The organism is Streptomyces sp. NPDC048275 (assembly GCF_040652275.1).
Lineage (GTDB): Bacteria > Actinomycetota > Actinomycetes > Streptomycetales > Streptomycetaceae > Streptomyces.
Genome location: NZ_JBEZLR010000003.1, coordinates 52,304 through 71,760, shown reverse-complemented (window position 1 = coordinate 71,760; position 19,457 = coordinate 52,304). Strand labels below are relative to the sequence as shown.

Below are 19,457 nucleotides of genomic sequence, written 5' to 3'. Positions count from 1 at the left end.
CTGTCGAGAACTCCGGGCACGGTGGTCCTTGGGGTGTGTCAGCGGGAGGCGGCCGACGCCGAGCCCGTGGGGGTGATCGGCACCACGAGGTCGGTGGGGGTCGGGCTGCCGGGGAGGTCGGAGGCCGACAGCTCGGGGGAGGGCGTGAGCATGGCCGAGGGTGTTGTGGGGACGCTGTGCGAGGGCTCGGGGGGCGGCGCGGCGGGGGAGTCGTCCGAGGGGATCGTCACCCGCGCCCTTCCGGACGGGGTGGGTGAGGAGAACGGGGAGAGCGGGGACGAGGACGAAGATGCGGACGACGAGGTCGGTGGGGGCGACGGGCGCAGGCCGTACGGGTCCGGCGTCGGCGGTACGACGGGTCCCGCGGGCTGCGGTTCGGGCTGTCCGAGCCGCACCGCGGCGACCGCCGCCGCCCCGCCCAGCAGGCACACCACGCAGGCGGCAGCGGCGGCCAGCGTCCGGCGTCTGCGCCGGGTGCCGAGGGCCTCGACGCGGGCGACGGGCGCGGGCGCGTCCATCAGGCGTACGCCGGTGTCGGCGGCCCGCTTGAGCGCGGCCGCGAGGGCCTGGTCGCGGTCGTCGTGGGCGGGCTGCTTGGGGGGCTCAGACACCGTGGTCCTCCTCGAACGCACTGGTTGACTCGTCGAGGTGGGGCGCGAGCGCGGCCCTCGCCCGGGACAGGTGGGTCTTGACGGTCCCGGGCGCGATGCCGGTCTCGGCGGCCACCTGCTCGACGGTGAGATCGCAGACGTAGTGCAGGACGGCGACCAGGCGCTGCCGCTCCGACAGCCGCCGCAGCGCCGTCACCAGCGCGACCGTGTCCGGGTCCGGCCCGGCCGCGCTGTCCCGCAGGCCGCCGTCGCGCAGCCGCCATGCCTCCAGGGAGCGGCCCCGACGGCGCCACCGGCTGACGGCGAGCCGCCAGGCGACGGTCCGGATCCAGGCCTCGGGTCCGACCGCGCGGTCGAGCCGGCTCCGGCGCCCCCAGGCCCGTACGAACGCCTCCTGCACCACGTCCTGCGCCTCGTGCAGGTCCCCGGTCATCAGATAGAGCTGCCCCACCAGCTGGGGCAGGGAGCGCGCATAGAACTCCTCGAACTCCTCGACGGTCATGCGGCTCCCGGTACGTGATCACGTGTCGAGGGGTATACGCCGGGTGCGCGGGGTGCGGTTTACAGCCGGAGGCCAAGTGTGGGGTGGGTCACTTCGGGCCGCTTCCGGCGGCCGGCCGGGGCGGGGCCGGTACCGGGAGACCTCTTGCGCCCCACAGGGAGCGCGACGCCGACGTAGGCTGGAAACCCCCGGCCCGTTCCACGTGTCGGGCGGTTCGCGTTGCCCACTCCCCGGGATGGAAGCCCTTCATGAGCCTGCACGGTCTGCTCGACGCCGTCGTCAAGGACGCCGCCCTCGCGGAGGCGGTGAGGGCCGCCACCGACGGCAACCGGATGCACGTCGACCTGGTCGGTCCGCCCGCCGCCCGCCCCTTCGCCGTGGCGGCGCTGGCCCGCGAGGCGCGTCGCACCGTACTGGCGGTGACGGCGACGGGCCGCGAGGCCGAGGACCTGGCCGCGGCGCTCAGGTCTCTCCTGCCGCCCGACACCGTCGCGGAGTACCCCTCCTGGGAGACGCTCCCGCACGAGCGGCTGTCGCCCCGGTCGGACACCGTCGGCCGCCGCCTCGCCGTCCTGCGCCGCCTGGCCCACCCGCGCCCCGACGACCCCGAGACCGGCCCGGTCTCCGTCGTCGTGGCCCCCGTACGCTCCGTGCTCCAGCCGCAGGTCAAGGGCCTGGGCGACCTGGAGCCGGTGGCGTTGCGCACGGGGCAGACGGCCGACCTGGGTGCGATCGTCGAGGCGCTCGCGGCAGCCGCGTACTCCCGGGTCGAGCTGGTCGAGAAGCGCGGCGAGTTCGCGGTCCGCGGTGGCATCCTCGACGTGTTCCCGCCCACCGAGGAGCACCCCCTTCGGGTGGAGTTCTGGGGCGACGACGTCGAGGAGATCCGTTACTTCAAGGTCGCAGACCAGCGGTCCCTGGAGGTCGCCGAGCACGGAGTGTGGGCGCCGCCGTGCCGTGAACTGCTGCTCACGGACGAGGTACGGGAGCGGGCGGCCCGGCTGGCCGAGGCCCACCCCGAGCTGGGCGAACTGCTCGGAAAGATCGCCGAGGGGATCGCCGTAGAGGGAATGGAATCCCTGGCTCCGGTCCTGGTCGACGACATGGAGCTGCTGCTCGACGTGCTGCCCAAGGGCTCGATGGCCGTCGTCTGCGACCCGGAGCGGGTGCGGACGCGGGCCGCGGACCTGGTGGCGACCTCGCAGGAGTTCCTGCAGGCGTCCTGGGCGGCGACGGCCGGGGGCGGCGAGGCCCCGATCGACGTCGGCGCGGCGTCCCTGTGGTCCATCGCGGACGTACGGGACCGGGCGCGCGAGCTGGACATGATGTGGTGGTCGGTGTCGCCGTTCGCGGCGGACGAGACGTTCGCATCTGCCGCTGACGCGGCGGGGAGCGCGGACACGTTGAAGCTCGGCATGCACGCTCCCGAGACCTACCGCGGCGACACGGCCAGGGCGCTGGCGGACACCAAGGGCTGGCTGGCCGACGGCTGGCGCACGGTCTACGTCACCGAGGCGCACGGCCCGGCCGCCCGTACGGTGGAGGTGCTGGGCGGCGAGGGCATCGCGGCGCGCCTCGACGCGGACCTCGCCGGGATCGGCCCCTCCGTCGTCCATGTGGCGTGCGGTTCCATCGACTACGGCTTCGTGGACGCTTCGTTGAAGCTCGCGGTCCTGACGGAGACCGACCTCTCCGGCCAGAAGGCGGCCGGCAAGGACGGCGCGCGCATGCCGGCCCGCCGCCGCAAGACCATCGATCCGCTGACCCTCGAAGCGGGCGACTACATCGTGCACGAGCAGCACGGCGTCGGCCGCTACATCGAGATGGTGCAGCGGACCGTGCAGGGCGCGACCCGCGAGTACCTGGTGGTGGAGTACGCCCCGGCCAAGCGCGGCCAGCCCGGCGACCGCCTCTACATCCCCACCGACCAGCTGGAACAGATCACCAAGTACGTGGGCGGCGAGGCCCCGACCCTGCACCGCCTCGGCGGCGCCGACTGGACGAAGACCAAGGCGCGCGCCAAGAAAGCGGTCAAGGAGATCGCGGCGGATCTGATCAAGCTGTACTCGGCCCGGATGGCGGCCCCCGGACACGCGTTCGGCTCCGACACCCCGTGGCAGCGCGAGCTGGAGGACGCGTTCCCGTATGCGGAGACCCCCGACCAGCTCACCACCATCGCCGAGGTCAAGGACGACATGGAGAAGACGGTCCCGATGGACCGCCTGATCTGCGGCGACGTGGGCTACGGCAAGACGGAGATCGCGGTGCGCGCGGCCTTCAAGGCGGTGCAGGACGGCAAGCAGGTGGCGGTGCTGGTGCCGACCACGCTGCTGGTGCAGCAGCACTTCGGGACGTTCAGCGAGCGCTACTCGCAGTTCCCGGTGAACGTCCGCGCCCTGTCCCGATTCCAGACCGACACGGAGGCGAAAGGGGTCCTGGAAGGCCTGCGGGAAGGCGCCGTGGACGTCGTCATCGGCACCCACCGCCTGTTCTCCTCCGAGACGAAGTTCAAGGACCTGGGCCTGGTCATCGTCGACGAGGAGCAGCGCTTCGGCGTCGAGCACAAGGAGCAGCTGAAGAAGCTGCGGGCGAACGTGGATGTGCTGACGATGTCCGCGACCCCCATCCCCAGGACGCTCGAGATGGCGGTGACCGGCATCCGCGAGATGTCGACGATCACCACCCCGCCGGAGGAGCGGCACCCGGTGCTGACCTTCGTCGGCCCGTACGAGGAGAAGCAGATCGGCGCGGCCGTCCGCCGCGAACTGCTGCGCGAGGGCCAGGTCTTCTACATCCACAACCGGGTCGAGTCCATCGACCGGGCGGCGGCGCGGCTGCGTGAGATCGTCCCCGAGGCGCGTATCGCGACGGCGCACGGCCAGATGGGGGAGCAGGCTCTGGAGCAGGTGGTCGTCGACTTCTGGGAGAAGAGGTTCGACGTGCTCGTGTCGACCACGATCGTCGAATCCGGCATCGACATCTCGAACGCCAACACGCTGATCGTGGAGCGCGGCGACAACTTCGGCCTCTCGCAGCTGCATCAGCTGCGGGGCCGGGTAGGGCGAGGCAGGGAGCGCGGCTACGCGTACTTCCTCTACCCGCCGGAGAAGCCCCTGACCGAGACCGCTCACGAGCGGCTCGCGACCATCGCCCAGCACACGGAGATGGGCGCGGGCATGTACGTGGCGATGAAGGACCTGGAGATCCGCGGCGCGGGCAATCTGCTCGGCGGCGAGCAGTCGGGTCACATCGCGGGCGTCGGCTTCGATCTGTACGTGCGCATGGTGGGCGAGGCGGTCGCCGACTACCGGGCGTCGCTGGAGGGCGGGGTGGAGGAGGAGCCGCCGCTCGAGGTCAAGATCGAGCTTCCGGTCGACGCCCACGTCCCGCACGACTACGCCCCCGGCGAGCGGCTGCGCCTGCAGGCCTACCGCGCCATCGCCTCCGCCAACACGGAGGAGGACGTCAAGGCGGTACGGGAGGAACTCGTCGACCGCTACGGCAAGCTCCCGGAGCCGGTCGAGAACCTGCTCCTGGTGGCGGGCCTGCGGATGCTCGCGCGGGCGTGCGGCGTCGGTGAGATCGTGCTCCAGGGCAACAACATCCGCTTCGCGCCGGTGGAGTTGCGGGAGTCGCAGGAGCTGCGCCTGAAGCGGCTCTACCCGGGGACGGTCATCAAGCCGGCCGCCCACCAGCTCCTGGTCCCCCGCCCGAAGACGGCGAAGGTGGGCGGGAAGCCGTTGGTGGGGCGGGAGTTGCTGGGCTGGACGGGGGAGTTCCTGGCGACGATCCTTGGGTCGTAGCCGGTTGCCGTCGGGCCGACGGTGACGGGAACGGTGGGGCGGGTGTGCCATGTCGAAGAGCGTCAGCGGGATCAGTGAGGTCGACGAGATGGTTCAGGGTGACGGCGGTAGCGAGGCGGGCGGCGGTACCGAGGCGCGCAGCGGTACCGAGGCGCGCAGCGGTACCGAGGCGGACGGCGATACCGAGGCGGTCGTCGAGCTGGGCGAAGTGCGTCGGCTGTGGCACCTGCTGGAGCCTCTGCACGCGGTGCTCTACTACGCGCCGGAGGTCTTCGCGCAGGCGTCCGCGCTCGGGTACGAAACGGGGGAGCGCTGGCCGACGTACTTCCCCTTGCGCGCCGCTCCGTTGGGGGCGGTCGGGAGCGGGCGCGTCACGTCCGCCTTCTACAGCTTCAGCCCGCGGATGGTCGCCGAGCACATGGACTCCGCGTGGCAGAAGGCGAGCCCCGCGGACGTCCTGAGCGCGAGGGAACGGGGCATCGACGGGGCGTACCGCGCGATGTTCGGCGACCGGGCGACGAGCCCCGAGCTGGTCGAGGCCGCCGGACTGCTGCGCCGGGCAGCCGAGGCCGCGAACACCGCGGGTCGTCCCCTGGCCGCGGCCAACGCGGAGTTGGCGTGGCCCGATGCTCCACACCTGCGGTTGTGGCACGCGGCGACGATCCTGCGTGAGCACCGGGGAGACGGTCACCTCGCGGCGCTGCTCGTCGCCGGGCTCGACCCGGTGGAGGCCCTCGTCTCGTTCGCGGCGATCGGTGCGGCCTCCGTCGAGCGCTTCGAGAGCCGCGGCTGGAGCCTGGAGGAGTGGAGCGCCGCCCGTCAACGCCTCGTCGCGCGCGGCCTCGTGACCGCATCCGGCACCGCCACACCGGCCGGCCGCGCCCTCCGCGCCGAGATCGAACACCACACGGACCAACTGGCCGCAGCCCCCTGGCGCGCCCTCACCCCGGCCGACCGCACCCGCCTCACCGAACTGCTCGGTGAGTTCTGGGTCGCGGTGCTGGGCTCGGGACTGCTGCCCTCGGAAACGACGCTCGGGATCGGGAAGGTGTGACACGCGGGCCCATGAAATGGTCCGGCGCGGAACACACGTGAAGCCGCCCGCGGGAATTGCGATGCGCGGACGGCCTCTGCGTTCACGTGGTGTGGGTGGGCCGCCCCTCCGTGCGTCTCCGGGTCACGGCTGTTCGCGGCTCCGGGTTACGGCTGGTCGGGCCGGTCGGGTCGGTCGGACCGGTCGCGGTCCATGCCCATCGCGCCTTCGGCCCTCTGCTGCGCGTCGTCGACCTTGTCGGCGTACTTCCCGCCCGTCCTCTCGTTGATCTCCTGTTCCGCGGCGTCGGACATGTCCTTGCCCTTGGACTTCGAGTGGCTCTTGAACTTGTCGAAGATGCCCATCCAGGAGCTCCTTCCGGAGGTATGTCACCACCGACGATACGCCCGGCGTGCACCTATTGCCCGTTGGGTGCGGGTATGGACGGCGCCCTCCGGCCACTACCGTGAGGACCGGGGAAACACGCCCGCACAGGGCGGACCCGGGGAGGTAAGGGGAGGGACGTCGTGGTGAGTCGGAGGGGTGGGGCGGCCGCGGCCGCACTGGTGCTGTTCGCCGTCGGCGCCGGTGCCGGCGGCTGCACGAAGGACACCGAGGGCTTCGAGGGCTCCGAAGGTGCGCAGGGGACGACGGCCGGCGGCGCCGCCCTCACCGCCATGGAATCGCTCACCGTCAAGGGGCGCGCGCCCAAGACGGGCTACGACAGGGCGAGGTTCGGCACGGCCTGGGCCGACACGGACTCGAATCGGTGTGACACCCGCGACGACATCCTCAAACGGGACCTGGAGAACGTGAAGTTCACCGGTGGGACCTGCAAGGTCGCCTCCGGAACGCTCGCCCCGGACCCCTACTCCAGCAAGGACGTGACGTTCGTGCGGGGCCGCAGCCTGGTGGACATAGATCACGTCGTCGCGCTCTCGGACGCCTGGCAGAAGGGGGCGAAGTACTGGGACGCGAGCAAGCGGATAGCGCTGGCCAATGACCCGCTCAACCTCCTGGCCGTCGATTCGAGCACCAACCGCAGCAAGGGTGACGGTGACACGGCGACCTGGCTTCCGCCCAACAAGGCGTACCGCTGTGCGTATGTGGCCTCGCAGGTGGCCGTGAAGAGGAAGTACGGGCTGTGGGTCACCCGTGGCGAGAAGGCCGCGATGAAGAAGGTGCTCTCCGGCTGCCCCGGCCAGAAGCTTCCCTCGGGCGGCAACCCGACACGGGCGCCGGAGCGGTTCCATGCGGGCTGACGCCTATCGTGTGCGGCATGGAGTTGAAGGTGTCGTGTCTCGCGGAACGTCCTGAGATGCTCGGCCGGGTGGTCGGGATGGCCACCACCTGGCCCGAGTTCCTGCTCCATGACCCCGTGGGTGACGCGCACTACGGCCGGATCGCCGCCGAGTTGCCGGAATACGTGCTGTTCGCCGAGGACGAGCCCGGTCATGTGGTCGCCCACGCGTACAGCGTCCCCTTCGCCCTCGCGGAGATGGATCGGGGCGAGCTGCCCGCGCGGGGCTGGGACGAGGTACTGGCCTGGGCGTTCGCCGATCTGCGCCGCGGCACCCCGCCCGACACCGTGAGCGCCATCTCGATCGTCGTCGCCCCGCAGGCCCAGGGCAGCGGGCTGTCGGCCTGGATGCTCTCCGCGATGCGCGACAACGCGCGGGCGCGCGGCTTCGACGAGGTCGTCGCCCCCGTACGTCCCAGCGCCAAGCACCTGGAGCCGTGGACACCGATGGAGGAGTACGCGTTCCGGCAGCGCGCCGACGGCCTGCCGTACGACCCGTGGCTGCGCGTCCATGTCCGTGCGGGCGGCGCCATCGAGGCGGTGGCCCCGGCCTCCATGACCGTGGCCGCCTCGGTGGAGGAGTGGCGCGACTGGACCGGCCTGCCCTTCACTGCGCAGGGCCCCGTCGAGGTGCCCGGCGCCCTGAGCCCGGTGCACTGCGAACCCGAGCGCGGTTACGCGGTGTACGTCGAGCCCAACGTGTGGGTGCGACACCGGCTCTGAGTCCGTGCTGCGCCACCGGCTCGACTCGGAGCCCGGCCCGGTCGTACGGCGATCGGCTCCAGTGCCCGGGGGCATCCTGGAGCCGATGGTCGTGGTGAGACGTCGTCGTCAATGCGGGTGGCGTCAGCCCGTCTTCTTCCAGTCCTTGCAGCCCACGGTCTTGAAGTAGCCGTCGCCGGCGCTGATGGTGACGACGGCCGTGCCGGTCACGTTGTTGTTGGCGATGATCGAGTCCATCGACTGGGTGGCGTCCTTGGCGCGCTCCCAGTAGCACATGTCGTCGCTGTTGCCGGTGGACTTGTAGGTGCCGGGGGCGATGTCGAAGCCGACTCTGTGCATGCCGCCGTCGCCCTTCATCTGCGTGGCCGGGGTACCGGACGCCTTGGCGTCGACGGCCTCCCAGTCCTTGCAGCCGCTCGACTTGAAGAGCTTGTCGCCCGCCGCGATCGTCACGTAACTGGTGCCGCTGACGTTGTCGTTGGCGAGGATCGATTCCATGTCGCCCGAGGAGTCCTTGGCGCGCTCCCAGTAGCACATGTCGTCGGTGTTGCCCGTCGTGCGGTAGGTGCCGGGCTTGATGTCCGTGCCGACCTCGAAGTCGCCGTCCCCCTCGAACGCGGCCTTCTTCTCGGTCTTTTCGGCGTTGGAGTCCGCTTTCTTTGCGGACCCGGACCCGGAACCAGTCCCCGACTCGCGCTCGGCGGAGGCGGACGTGTCCTTGCCCTTGTCGCCCGAGCCCCCGTCGCCGCTGCCCGCGTTGGCCGACACCGCACCGATGACGACGATGCCCACGACGGCCCCCAGCGCGACCTTGCCCTTCGTGCCCATGACTGTTCCCTCCCCAGGGTGGCAACCGCCTCTTTCCGGCGATTGCTCGTTCGGTGGGTCAATAACAACAGAGCTTGTGAACCGAGTCAACACTGTTCACAGGGAAGGTTATGTACACGCCCGTGAAGGTGTAGATCTTGCATACGTCGGTATGCTCGACGCCACAGACCAGCGCCAGGGTCGGAGTCATGGCCGGAGTCATGGCCGAGGCCAGGGCCAGGCGCAGGCCAGGACGAGGGGAGCCGGGCAGGTGCAGGACAACGCGACAGAGGTGACCGCCGCCGGGATCGCGCGGCTCGCCGGGGTCGGCCGCGCGGCCGTCAGCAACTGGCGCCGCCGCCATGCCGACTTCCCCAAGCCGGTCGGCGGCACCGAGACCAGCCCGGCCTTCGCCCTCGACGAAGTCGAAACATGGTTGCGTGACCAGGGGAAACTCGCCGAAGTTCCGCTGCGTGAACGCGTCTGGCAGCAGCTCGCCGGACACCCCGAGGGCCCGGTCACCGCCCTCGTGCACGCCGGCTGCGCGCTCCTGCTCATTCACGACCGCCCCACCGTGTGGCTGGAGCTGAGCGCCGGCTCCGACGAACGCCTCGCCGCGAGGCTGCCCGCCGCGCTCGACCAGGTGCTCACCCCCCGCTTCGGCCCACCCCGCGAGCGCGCTGTGAACACCCCCTCCGCCCCCGGCCAGGCTGTGAACGCCCCCTCGGCTCCGGGACCGGCTGTGAACATCCCCGCCCCCGGGCAGGCTGTGAACCCCCGTTCAGCCCTCGACCAGGCTGTGAACGCTCTCTCGGCCCCCACCCGGGCTGTGAACACCCCGACCGGCCCCCAGCTGCTCCCCTCCGCCCCGCTCCTGCGTGGCGCCGCTGAGCTCGCCGCAGAGCTGGGCGCCCGGCAGACGTACGAGTTCCTGCTCGGCCGGCACCTCGACGCCAACCCGCGTCAGTACACGCTCACCCCGGCCGGTCTCGCCGCGCTGATGGCCGACCTCGCCGGCCCCGCCCGGACGATCCTCGACCCGGCGTGCGGCACCGGCGCCCTGCTGCGCGCCGTGACTCCCAAGCCCGCCCAGGAGCTGTACGCCCAGGACAGCGCCCCCGAACTGGCCGCGCTCAGCGGGCTGCGGCTCGCCCTGAACGCCAAGGCCGTCACCGTCCGCACCGCCGCCGGGGACAGCCTGCGCGCCGACGCCTACGACGGCGTCAGGGCGGACGCCGTGCTGTGCCACCCGCCGTTCAACGAGCGCAACTGGGGCCACGACGAACTCGCCTACGACGCCCGCTGGGAGTACGGCTTCCCGGCCCGCACCGAGTCCGAACTGGCCTGGGTGCAACACGCGCTGGCCCATCTCAAAGAGGGCGGCAGCGCCGTCGTCCTCATGCCGCCCGCCGCCGCCTCCCGCCGCTCGGGCCGCCGCATCCGCGCCGACCTGCTGCGCCGCGGTGCCCTGCGGGCCGTGATCGCCCTGCCCGTCGGCGCGGCACCCCCGTACAACATCCCGCTCCACCTCTGGGTGCTGCGTCGCCCCGAGAAGGCCCCGGCGCAGCCCGAGTTGCTGCTCGTGGACACCGGTGAGGCGGCCACCGAAGGCCGCGGCGGGCTCGACTGGCAGGCCGTGCGGACCGCGGTGCTGGACGCCTGGCGGCCCTTCGAACGCACCGGTACGGCACCGGAGCAGCCGGGGCGCAGCCGGGCGGTGCCGGTCATCGAACTCCTCGATGACGACGTCGACCTGGCCCCCGCCCGTCATCTGCCGCCGGCCGCCGCGGGCTCCGGCTCCGAGGAGCTGGCGACCGTACGCGAACGCCTCGGCGAGACCCTCCGGCTGACGGCTGCCCTCACGCCTCCGGCGGCCGATCACACACAACTCGCCCGCTGGCCGCTGATCACGGTCGGCGAACTCGCGCGCGGGGGCGCGCTGGTGCTGCGTACGGGCACACATGTGGCCCCCGCGCGCGTGCCCGTGCTCACCGACCAAGACGTGCTCGCCGGAACCGCTCCGTCCGGCACGCTCCCCGAAGGGGACGAGGAGCCGGTGCTGGTCGAGCCGGGCGATGTCGTCGTCCCCGTGGTCGGCGGCGGCTCCACCGCGCGCGTGGTCGACGAGAGGACCGCGGGCGCCGCGCTCGGCCGCAACCTCACGCTCCTGCGACCCGATCCGGCGTCCCTGGATCCGTGGTTCCTCGCCGGTTTCCTGCGCGGCACCGCCAACAACCGTCAGGCCAGCAGTTACGCGTCCACCGCCACCCGGCTCGACGTGCGCCGCCTCCAACTGCCCCGACTGCCGCTCGACCAACAGCGCCACTACGGGGAACGGTTCCGCGCACTCGCCGAGTTCGAGGAGGCTCTCAGGCGTGCGGGGCGCCTCGGCGAGCAGTTGGTGCGCGGCATGTACGACGGCCTCACGGACGGGACGGTCGCGCCCGGCTGAGCCACGGTTGAGTCACTGCGGAAGTCACTGCCGGGCCGCTGCTGTGCCGCTGTTGGGCAGGCGAAGTGATCAGTACGACAATCATTCGGGACAACCGGGGACCGGTTGTCCTTGTCGGCCTATACGCTCGGACTTCGAACTCGGCCGTCTCATCCGTCGGTCTCAACCGTCCGTCCTCATCAGGCCTCCAGGAGCAGCCATGCAAGGCCACGGCTACGCGCAGCCGGTGAAGCAGCCGCCCCCGACCGGGTGGCTGGTCTTCCTGCGCGTGTTCTTCGTGGTGATCTCGGTGTTCAGCATCGGCCTCCTCTCCTGGACGATGCTGTTGCGCCTGGCCATCGTGACCCGCAAGACGCTGGACTGGAGTCTGATGGTGGCCGCGCTCGCGGCCGAGGTGCTCGGCCTCGTCCTGCTCGGTTCGGAGCCGGGCGACGAGATCCACACCGTGGGGGGATGGACGGGCATGGCCCTGCTCCTGGGCACGCTCGTGATCGTGATGTCGTACTACCTGGCGGCGGACGTACGGCACTTCCACCAGCTCCGCTTCGCGGCGTACGCACCGCGGCAGCAGCCCCCGGCGCCCGCGTACGGCTACCCGCAGCCCCAGCAGCTGCCGTACACCGCCACGACGGTCCCGCAGACCATGGCCCCCGCGCCCCCAATACCCCAGCCCCAGCCCCGGATGCCCCAGCCCCAGGTGCCCCAGCCTCAGCCCCGGATGCCTCAGCACCCGGTGCCCGCCGAGCCGCCGCAGCAGCGCCCCGCGCCCGCGCGGATCGACCAGGTGCGCGCCGAGCTCGACGAGCTCAGTGACTATCTGCGCAAGCGCGAGAGCAATCATGAGGGCAACCCCGAGGGCGGCAGGTGACCGGGTCGACGGGGGCGACGGGGGTGACAGGGCGCATGATCGCCGACCGCTACGAACTGTCCACGCTCATCGGGCAGGGCGGCATGGGTCAGGTCTGGACGGCGTACGACCAGCGCCTCGACCGGCGCGTGGCCGTCAAGCTCCTGCGCCCCGACAAGGTCGCGGGCCAGGAGGCCGACGAGCTGCGCCGCCGCTTCGTGCGCGAGTGCCGCGTCACCGCGCAGGTCGACCACCCCGGCCTGGTCACGGTCCATGACGCGGGCAGCGAGGGCGAGGAGCTGTTCCTCGTCATGCAGTACGTCGACGGGGCCGACCTCTCCGACCACCTCGCCGAGCACGACCCCTACCCCTGGCAGTGGTCCGTCGCCGTGGCCGCGCAACTGTGTGCCGTGCTCTCCGCGGTGCACGCCGTCCCCATCGTGCACCGCGACCTGAAACCGCGGAACGTGATGGTCAAGCAGGACGGCACGGTCACCGTCCTGGACCTGGGTGTCGCGTCGGTGATGGACACGGACACCACCCGCCTCACGCACACCGGCTCACCCATCGGCAGCCCCGCCTACATGGCCCCCGAGCAGGCAATGGGCGGCGCGGTCGGCCCGTACACGGACCTGTACGCACTCGGCGTACTGCTCCATGAACTCCTCAGCGGAGACGTGCCGTTCTCGGGCTCGACGGCCCTCGGCGTGCTCCACCGCCACCTCTACGAACCGCCGCTCCCCGTGCGGCGGCTGCGCCCCGAGGTGCCGCCGGCCTTGGAGAGCCTGGTCCTGCGGCTGCTCTCCAAGGACCCGCAGCACCGCCCGGCCTCCGCGCAGGAGACGTACGAGGAGCTGCTCCCGCTGCTGCCCGCGCGCGGTATGCCCTCCGGCGCCCCGCTCGACCCCACGCGCCCCTTCCTGCGCCCGCACGCCCCCTGGCCGGACCGGGCCCGCACGCCCGCGCCCCAACCGCAGGCCGCCCCGGCCGTGGCGAAGCCCGATGTCGCCGGCGCGGTCGACGAGGTCAAGCGGCTGCTCGGCGAGGGCCGCATCACGCAGGCCGTCGACATCCTCGGCTCGATCCTCCCGGCGGCGGCCGCCGAGCACGGCGAGCACTCACCCGTCGTACGCACCCTGCGCAAGCAGTACGCGGCCACGCTCATGGACGACGGCCAGTACCGGCGCGCGCTGCCCGAACTGCGCCGCCTGGCCGACGAGCGCGCCGCCGAGGCCGGCCAGTCCGACCCGCAGTCCCTGCGCTTCCGCTACGAGGCCGCGCAGTGCCTGGAGCAGCTCGGCGAAGCCGCCGCCGCGCTCGCGGAATACCGCGCACTGCTGCCGTACTACGAGAACCAGTACGTCGCCGGGGACCCCGAGCTCTCACTCGAAGTCCGGCAACGCATGGGCCACTTGCTGCTCGCCCTCGGCGACCGCGGCGCCGCCCACGACACGCTGGGCCGGCTGCTGCACGACGTGGAGCGGCTGCGCGGGCCCGGCCATCCGATGGCGGGGGAGATCCGACGGACGCTGCAGTGGCTGGGGCAGGTGCGGGGCTAGGGCCTGTCCGGCGGATCAGGTCGCAGACGCGGGGTCTGGTGCGCCCATCTGCGGCGTTGTCGTCGGTTGCCGACTCCCCCAAGTTCTCGGCTTCGCTCGAACAGGGGGGACCCCCATCGCGTCGTCGCCCTCCTCCGCCTTGCAGCTGGATGCACCAGACCCCGCTCACCTGGGCTATCAGGCGCCGTTGCTTCCCTGCGACCTGATCCGCCGGACAGGCCCTAGCCCTCCGCCGTGTCCTGGAAGGCGGAGACCGCGGCCTTCGCGGCCGCCTCGACGAGCGAAATGCCCTTCGCCTTCGACGTGTTGCCGCCGGACAGCGTCGCCACCAGGTAGTCGTGCCCGTCGGCGCTCACCCGCCCGATGCTGTTGATGTCCCACAGCCCGGTCGTGCTGCGCGCCAGCCACCCGTTCTTCAAGGCCCACTCGGTGCCGTCGGCGGCCGCCGACACCCCCCAGAGCTGGTCGGCGGCGATCTCGCCCATGAGCCCCTGGATGTACGTCCGCGAGGCCTCGCCGAGTTCGGAGTCGTCCCCGAACACCTGCTGGAGCAGGGTCAGCTGATCGGCCGCGGTGGTCTGGGTCAGTCCCCACAGCGCACCGTCCCCGCCCTCGGTCCCGGTCAGGCCGAAGCGCTTGTTCGCGGCATCGAGGCCGTCCGCCTGCCCGATGACGTCCCACAGGGCGGACGCGGACACGTTGTCGCTGTTCGTGATCATCGCGGTGGCGTACGTCTTCTCCTGCGCCGTCAGCTGCCGGTCCGCGTCCTGCGCCTGGAGCAGCAGCGTCGCGAGGATGTCGACCTTGACGATGCTCGCCGTGTCGAAGGCCGCATCGCCGTACCCGGCGCTCTCCCCGGAGTCGAGGTCGAGTACCGCGACCGACACCTCGGCGCCGTCCTCCACCGTCACGGACGTCATCGCCCTGGTGAGCAGCGCGTCCCGGTCCACCGCGGGCTGGGCCACAGATTCCACCGATGCCTCCTGGGTCGCCGACGCCGACGCCGTGGGTGACGCGGTGGGCGATGCCGAGGACGATACGAGACCGGCACGGTCGTGCGCCTGTGCCTTCACATACACGGTCCCGACCGCCGTACCGCCCACGAGGACGGTCGAGGCCACCACGGCGTAGATCAGGTGCCTGCGCCGATGGGGGGCGGGTACGCGCCGACGAGCTCTGTGAGGGGCCATCCCGCGATGGTGGGGGCCTCACCTGTGCTCGGCGTTAGACGAATGTTAGAGGCTTGTCAGCGAAAGCTGAGAATCCCATGAAAACTGTCACGGTCGGGTTTCCGGGCCCGCACAAGCGCAGCAGCATCCCCCCGATAGGGTCGGGGACCGTGGCGAACAAGAACATTCCCGACTCCGGCTTCCCCGACGACGACGGCTCCGCCGATCCCCGGCTGAGCGCGGCGCTCGCGGCCTGGGCCGAGGACCGCACCGCGGTGCGGCCGGTCCTGGAGGCGCTCAAGGGCGCCCGGCTCCTGGTGCCCGTCGTGGCCGTCCTCGGTGAGGTCGAGGAGGACGAGAACGGGCTGCGCCACGAGAAGACCAGCGACATGGCGGTGCCGACCCTGAAGGCCGGCGACCGCACCGCGCTGCCCGCCTTCACGTCCACCGAGTCGCTGGCCCGGTGGGACCCCGAGGCCCGCCCCGTCGCCGTACCCCTGCACCAGGCCCTGCAGGCCGCCGCGCACGAGAAGGCCGACACCGTCGTCCTCGATCTGGCCGGTCCCGTCCCCTACGAGCTGACCGGCCCGGCGCTGCTCGCCCTCGCCGAAGGGCGTACGACCGCGGACCCGCTCGCGGATCCCGCCGTGGTCGAGGCCGTACGCGCCGCCGTGGCCGCCGAGCCCGCCGTGCTCCGAGCCCACCTCGGCCCCGGCAGGGCCGACGGCACCCTCGCCCTCGTACTGGACCCTTCGGCCGTCCCGGCCGAAGCCGCCCGCACGGTCGCCGAGCGGCTCGCCGCCGACGAAACACTGAGGGCCCGCCTGGTGCGCGGTCTCGACCTGGCATTGCTGCCGGCCGGGACGACGCCGCCGGGCGAGCCCCTGTACGTACGCTCCTGAGGACCGTGATCGGCCGGACAGGTCCTAGCCGTAGATCGGACCGGTGTACTTCTCGCCCGGGCCCTGGCCCGGCTCGTCCGGGACGATCGACGCCTCGCGGAACGCCAGCTGCAACGACTTCAGCCCGTCGCGCAGCGGAGCCGCGTGGAAGGAGCTGATCTCCGTGGTGCTCGCGTCGAGCAGCCCGGCCAGCGCGTGCACCAGCTTGCGGGCCTCGTCCAGGTCCTTGTGCTCGTCGCCCTCCCCTTCTTGTGGGGCCAGGCCGAGCTTCACGGCGGCGGCGCTCATCAGGTTGACGGCGACCGTCACGATCACCTCGACCGCGGGGACCTCGGCGATGTCGCGGGTCATGGTGTCGAAGTCGGGGTTCTGGGGAGGGGTGTCACTCATGTCCCACACGATAGGCCCCGGCGCTCGTGCCCCTGACTGCGGGAGCCGGGCGACACCTGGTTAGCGCAGGCACCGGGGAACTGCTAACCTTGTGTAACGACCGGCCGGATGCGCCATGCGACCAGCAAGCGTGCTCGGCCCACAAGTGGAGGCTCCGATCTCCCACCCGACCGTCCTCCGGGATGGCGGGTCACCCGGTCAGGCGGCCGCCACCGTTCCGTACGGACGGTGGAGTCGCCCGATGTGCGCCCCGCGGTTGACCGCGGCGGTGCTCCGGTATTCCTTGGAGCCCCGCCTGTGTCCCGTCCGGGGCATTTTTCATGTGCCGCGGTGGTTGGTCCACGTGTCATCAAAGACATACGCGGCTGTCCTCCAGACAGTCGTGTGGTGCTACCGAGGAGGATCCATCAGCGCCGAGCCCCGCATCAACGACCGGATTCGCGTTCCCGAAGTGCGACTTGTCGGTCCCAGCGGCGAGCAGGTCGGGATTGTTCCGCTTGCCAAGGCCCTGGAGCTTGCGCAGGAGTACGACCTGGACCTGGTCGAGGTCGCGGCGAACGCCCGTCCGCCCGTGTGCAAGCTCATGGACTACGGGAAGTTCAAGTACGAGTCGGCCATGAAGGCCCGTGAGGCGCGTAAGAACCAGGCGCACACGGTCATCAAGGAGATGAAGCTCCGGCCGAAGATCGACCCGCACGACTATGACACCAAGAAGGGTCACGTCGTCCGGTTCCTCAAGCAGGGCGACAAGGTCAAGATCACGATCATGTTCCGTGGTCGCGAGCAGTCCCGGCCGGAGCTCGGCTACCGACTGCTGCAGCGTCTCGCGTCGGACGTCGAGGACCTCGGCTTCATCGAGTCGAACCCGAAGCAGGACGGCCGGAACATGATCATGGTTCTCGGCCCGCACAAGAAGAAGACCGAGGCGATGGCCGAAGCCCGTGAGGCCCAGGCGGCCCGCAAGGCGGAGGCGAAGGCCAACCCGGGCAAGTCGCAGAACGCCGCGGAGACCGACATCGCCGATGAGGACGTCGCCGACGAAGGTGTCACCGACGGCGAGACCACCGAGGCCCCGGCCGAGGCTTCCACCGAGGTCTGATCCCAGGGCGAAGGCCCCGGGAAGCCGCGGACGAGAGTCCGTGGAGTCCCGGGACACGAGTCCAGGGATGTCAATCGATACATCCATGACGTTCCACCGTGCCCGGTTTCACGACCGGGCACCGGAACGCCACTGACGAGGAGAGAACGGCGCTATGCCGAAGAACAAGTCGCACAGCGGTGCCAGCAAGCGCTTCAAGGTCACCGGCTCCGGCAAGGTGCTCCGCGAGCGCGCCGGCAAGCGCCACCTGCTCGAGCACAAGTCGTCCCGTCTGACGCGTCGCCTCACCGGCAACGCCGAGATGGCCCCGGGCGACGCCAAGAAGATCAAGAAGCTTCTCGGCAAGTGACGCATCGGCGCCTCGGCGCCGTACGTCAGGACCGGGACCCAATCGATTTCGGGCCGTGTGACCACATCCACGGCCCCGCTACAAGGAGTTAACAAGTGGCACGCGTCAAGCGGGCAGTCAACGCCCACAAGAAGCGCCGGGCGATCCTCGAGGCGGCCTCCGGCTACCGCGGTCAGCGTTCGCGCCTGTACCGCAAGGCCAAGGAGCAGGTCACCCACTCGCTGGTCTACAACTACAACGACCGCAAGAAGCGCAAGGGCGACTTCCGTCAGCTGTGGATCCAGCGCATCAACGCCGCTGCCCGCGCCAACGGCATCACCTACAACCGCTTCATCCAGGGTCTGAAGGCCGCGAACATCGAGGTCGACCGCAAGATCCTGGCCGAGCTGGCCGTCAACGACGCCACCGCGTTCGCGGCGCTCGTCGAGGTCGCCCAGAAGGCGCTGCCGGCGGACGTGAACGCGCCCAAGGCTGCGTGACGCTCGCGCCGGCTTGAGCCGGACGTAGCTGTGGACCCGCTTGCCTCGCGGCTTGCGGGTCCCTGTGCGTTTGCGCTCCGCCGGGTTGAGCGGGGGTGACGTGCCCTGCGGGGCGGGCGCGGTGCCCACCGCCTGCTTTCGCCGCGCGCTCCTCCGGCTGGTTCCGCACCGCCGGGCGCCGGCGCGCCTGCTGAGCGACGTCGCGGCGGGGAGAAGGCCCTTCGTGCCCGCCGACCCGGCTCGGTGGCTGTGAGACGGACACATCCCGGCTGGACCGAGCCGCGTGGCCGCCGGGCATTGCCCGGCGGAGGCCCCGTCGCACCAAGGTGTCGGCTCGGCCGAGGCCGCAGCCCGCCCGCGCTCCGAAGCCGTAGTTCGCGAACTCGCTCACAGCTCACACAGCCCGCAGCCGTAATCCATCCGCAGCCGCACCCGCCCAGGCTCGCAATCCGCAGTCGCCGCCCGCCCACAGCGGGGGACAGATGTCTGGTGTTGTCGGTGCGGGGGCGGCGTAGCGGGTCCGAAGTAGTCCTCCGCAACCCACTGAGGTGACCCCATGTCCGCCGCCCCCGAGCTGATCTCATCGCGCTCGCCTCGCGTCGCCGCCGCGCGGCGGCTGGCCAGGCGGAATTTCCGGGGCAAGGAGCGGCTGTTCCTCGCCGAGGGACCGCAGGCCGTGCGCGAGGCGGCGGGCCATCGCGTCGACGGGGCCGCCACGCTCGTGGAGCTGTTCGCGACCGTCGAAGCCGCGGAGCGGTACGCCGACATCGTCGGGGACGTCCGGGCCACCGGAGCCCGCGTGCACCTCGCCGCCGACGACGTGATCGCCGACATCTCGACGACCGTCACCCCGCAGGGGCTGGTCGGGATCTGCCGGTTCCTCGACACCCCGTTCGACGGCATCCTCGCGGCGCGGCCCAAGCTCGTCGCCGTACTCGCGCATGTGCGCGACCCCGGCAACGCCGGCACCGTGCTGCGGTGCGCGGACGCCGCCGGCGCCGAGGCCGTCGTACTCACCGACGCGTCCGTCGATCTCTACAACCCCAAGGCCGTACGCGCCTCGGTGGGGTCCCTGTTCCATCTGCCCGTCGCCGTCGGTGTGCCCGTCGAGCGGGCCGTGCAAGGGCTCAAGGACGCGGGTGTCCGTATCCTCGCCGCCGACGGCGCGGGCGAGGACGACCTCGACGACGAGCTCGACAAGGGGACCATGGGCGGGCCCACCGCCTGGGTGTTCGGGAACGAGGCGTGGGGGCTCCCGGAGGAGACCCGCGCGCTGGCGGACGCCGTCGTGCGCGTCCCGATCCACGGAAAAGCCGAAAGCCTGAACCTCGCGACGGCCGCCGCCGTATGTCTCTACGCGTCCGCCCGTGCACAGCGCGCCTCCGGAGGGTGCCGTTCCGTCACCGACAGCTAGTAGGGTGACGGGCTCGGG

Annotated in this window: 18 protein-coding genes; 12 read left to right on the top strand and 6 right to left on the bottom strand. The window is 71.5% G+C overall.

Going from position 1 to position 19,457, the window contains the following annotated elements:
- Positions 1–38 precede the first annotated feature (38 nt).
- Together AB0D57_RS03020 and AB0D57_RS03015 are read right to left on the bottom strand one after the other, a co-directional pair.
- Positions 39–611, bottom strand: a complete 573-nt coding sequence (locus AB0D57_RS03020) for a hypothetical protein (RefSeq protein ID WP_362066333.1) — start codon at positions 609–611, stop codon at positions 39–41.
- Positions 604–1,113, bottom strand: coding sequence for a SigE family RNA polymerase sigma factor (locus AB0D57_RS03015; RefSeq protein WP_362066331.1), 510 nt, complete (start codon positions 1,111–1,113; stop codon positions 604–606). Before AB0D57_RS03015 ends, AB0D57_RS03020 begins: the two co-directional genes overlap by 8 nt.
- Positions 1,114–1,361: 248 nt before the next feature.
- On the opposite strand from AB0D57_RS03015, the gene mfd reads away from it, so the two are divergent.
- Positions 1,362–4,916 (top strand): transcription-repair coupling factor, encoded by a 3,555-nt coding sequence (gene mfd / locus AB0D57_RS03010; RefSeq protein ID WP_362066329.1) that lies wholly within the window; start codon positions 1,362–1,364, stop codon positions 4,914–4,916.
- A gap of 49 nt (positions 4,917–4,965) precedes the next feature.
- The gene (locus AB0D57_RS03005) at positions 4,966–5,970 is read left to right on the top strand and encodes a hypothetical protein (RefSeq protein WP_362066327.1); all 1,005 of its coding nucleotides are present in this window, start codon (positions 4,966–4,968) and stop codon (positions 5,968–5,970) included.
- 146 nt (positions 5,971–6,116) lie between these two features.
- Here AB0D57_RS03005 and AB0D57_RS03000 read toward each other — a convergent pair whose 3' ends face one another.
- On the bottom strand, positions 6,117–6,314 hold the full coding sequence (locus AB0D57_RS03000; protein WP_362066325.1) for an Rv0909 family putative TA system antitoxin: 198 nt from the start codon (positions 6,312–6,314) through the stop codon (positions 6,117–6,119).
- A gap of 162 nt (positions 6,315–6,476) precedes the next feature.
- On the opposite strand from AB0D57_RS03000, the gene AB0D57_RS02995 reads away from it, so the two are divergent.
- Together AB0D57_RS02995 and AB0D57_RS02990 are read left to right on the top strand one after the other, a co-directional pair.
- Positions 6,477–7,211 (top strand): HNH endonuclease family protein, encoded by a 735-nt coding sequence (locus AB0D57_RS02995; RefSeq protein ID WP_362066323.1) that lies wholly within the window; start codon positions 6,477–6,479, stop codon positions 7,209–7,211.
- A gap of 17 nt (positions 7,212–7,228) precedes the next feature.
- The gene (locus tag AB0D57_RS02990) at positions 7,229–7,972 is read left to right on the top strand and encodes a GNAT family N-acetyltransferase (RefSeq protein WP_362066321.1); all 744 of its coding nucleotides are present in this window, start codon (positions 7,229–7,231) and stop codon (positions 7,970–7,972) included.
- A 123-nt stretch (positions 7,973–8,095) separates the two neighbouring features.
- On the opposite strand, the gene AB0D57_RS02985 is transcribed toward AB0D57_RS02990, so the two are convergent.
- Positions 8,096–8,800: a hypothetical protein gene (locus tag AB0D57_RS02985; RefSeq protein WP_362066319.1), complete on the bottom strand. Its 705-nt coding sequence runs from the start codon at positions 8,798–8,800 to the stop codon at positions 8,096–8,098.
- A 250-nt stretch (positions 8,801–9,050) separates the two neighbouring features.
- On the opposite strand from AB0D57_RS02985, the gene AB0D57_RS02980 reads away from it, so the two are divergent.
- The 3 genes from AB0D57_RS02980 to AB0D57_RS02970 all read left to right on the top strand — a co-directional run bounded on the left by AB0D57_RS02980 (position 9,051) and on the right by AB0D57_RS02970 (position 13,637).
- Positions 9,051–11,231, top strand: a complete 2,181-nt coding sequence (locus tag AB0D57_RS02980) for an N-6 DNA methylase (RefSeq protein ID WP_362066317.1) — start codon at positions 9,051–9,053, stop codon at positions 11,229–11,231.
- A gap of 199 nt (positions 11,232–11,430) precedes the next feature.
- Complete coding sequence (locus AB0D57_RS02975; RefSeq protein WP_362066315.1) at positions 11,431–12,099, top strand: hypothetical protein; 669 nt, start codon at positions 11,431–11,433, stop codon at positions 12,097–12,099.
- Positions 12,100–12,134: 35 nt separating this feature from the next.
- Positions 12,135–13,637: a serine/threonine-protein kinase gene (locus tag AB0D57_RS02970; protein WP_362066313.1), complete on the top strand. Its 1,503-nt coding sequence runs from the start codon at positions 12,135–12,137 to the stop codon at positions 13,635–13,637.
- Positions 13,638–13,858: 221 nt separating this feature from the next.
- On the opposite strand, the gene AB0D57_RS02965 is transcribed toward AB0D57_RS02970, so the two are convergent.
- A complete protein-coding gene (locus tag AB0D57_RS02965; RefSeq protein WP_362066311.1) occupies positions 13,859–14,827 on the bottom strand; it encodes a serine hydrolase in 969 nt (322 codons plus the stop codon).
- Between the two features lie 149 nt (positions 14,828–14,976).
- Between AB0D57_RS02965 and AB0D57_RS02960 the strand changes: the two genes are divergently transcribed.
- Positions 14,977–15,708, top strand: coding sequence for an SseB family protein (locus AB0D57_RS02960; protein WP_362066309.1), 732 nt, complete (start codon positions 14,977–14,979; stop codon positions 15,706–15,708).
- A 24-nt stretch (positions 15,709–15,732) separates the two neighbouring features.
- On the opposite strand, the gene AB0D57_RS02955 is transcribed toward AB0D57_RS02960, so the two are convergent.
- A complete protein-coding gene (locus AB0D57_RS02955) occupies positions 15,733–16,098 on the bottom strand; it encodes a DUF1844 domain-containing protein (RefSeq protein ID WP_362066307.1) in 366 nt (121 codons plus the stop codon).
- 382 nt (positions 16,099–16,480) lie between these two features.
- Here AB0D57_RS02955 and infC point away from each other — a divergent pair, with 382 nt between their 5' ends.
- From infC to AB0D57_RS02935, 4 genes are all read left to right on the top strand, one after another.
- Positions 16,481–17,197: a translation initiation factor IF-3 gene (infC, locus tag AB0D57_RS02950; RefSeq protein WP_362066669.1), complete on the top strand. Its 717-nt coding sequence runs from the start codon at positions 16,481–16,483 to the stop codon at positions 17,195–17,197.
- A 154-nt stretch (positions 17,198–17,351) separates the two neighbouring features.
- Positions 17,352–17,546 carry a 50S ribosomal protein L35 gene (gene rpmI, locus AB0D57_RS02945; RefSeq protein ID WP_007829094.1) on the top strand — a complete coding sequence of 65 codons (195 nt, stop codon included), beginning with the start codon at positions 17,352–17,354 and terminating at the stop codon, positions 17,544–17,546.
- Between the two features lie 95 nt (positions 17,547–17,641).
- The gene (gene rplT / locus AB0D57_RS02940; protein WP_007380809.1) at positions 17,642–18,025 is read left to right on the top strand and encodes a 50S ribosomal protein L20; all 384 of its coding nucleotides are present in this window, start codon (positions 17,642–17,644) and stop codon (positions 18,023–18,025) included.
- Between the two features lie 556 nt (positions 18,026–18,581).
- The gene (locus AB0D57_RS02935) at positions 18,582–19,439 is read left to right on the top strand and encodes an RNA methyltransferase (RefSeq protein ID WP_362066304.1); all 858 of its coding nucleotides are present in this window, start codon (positions 18,582–18,584) and stop codon (positions 19,437–19,439) included.
- Positions 19,440–19,457: the final 18 nt, after the last annotated feature.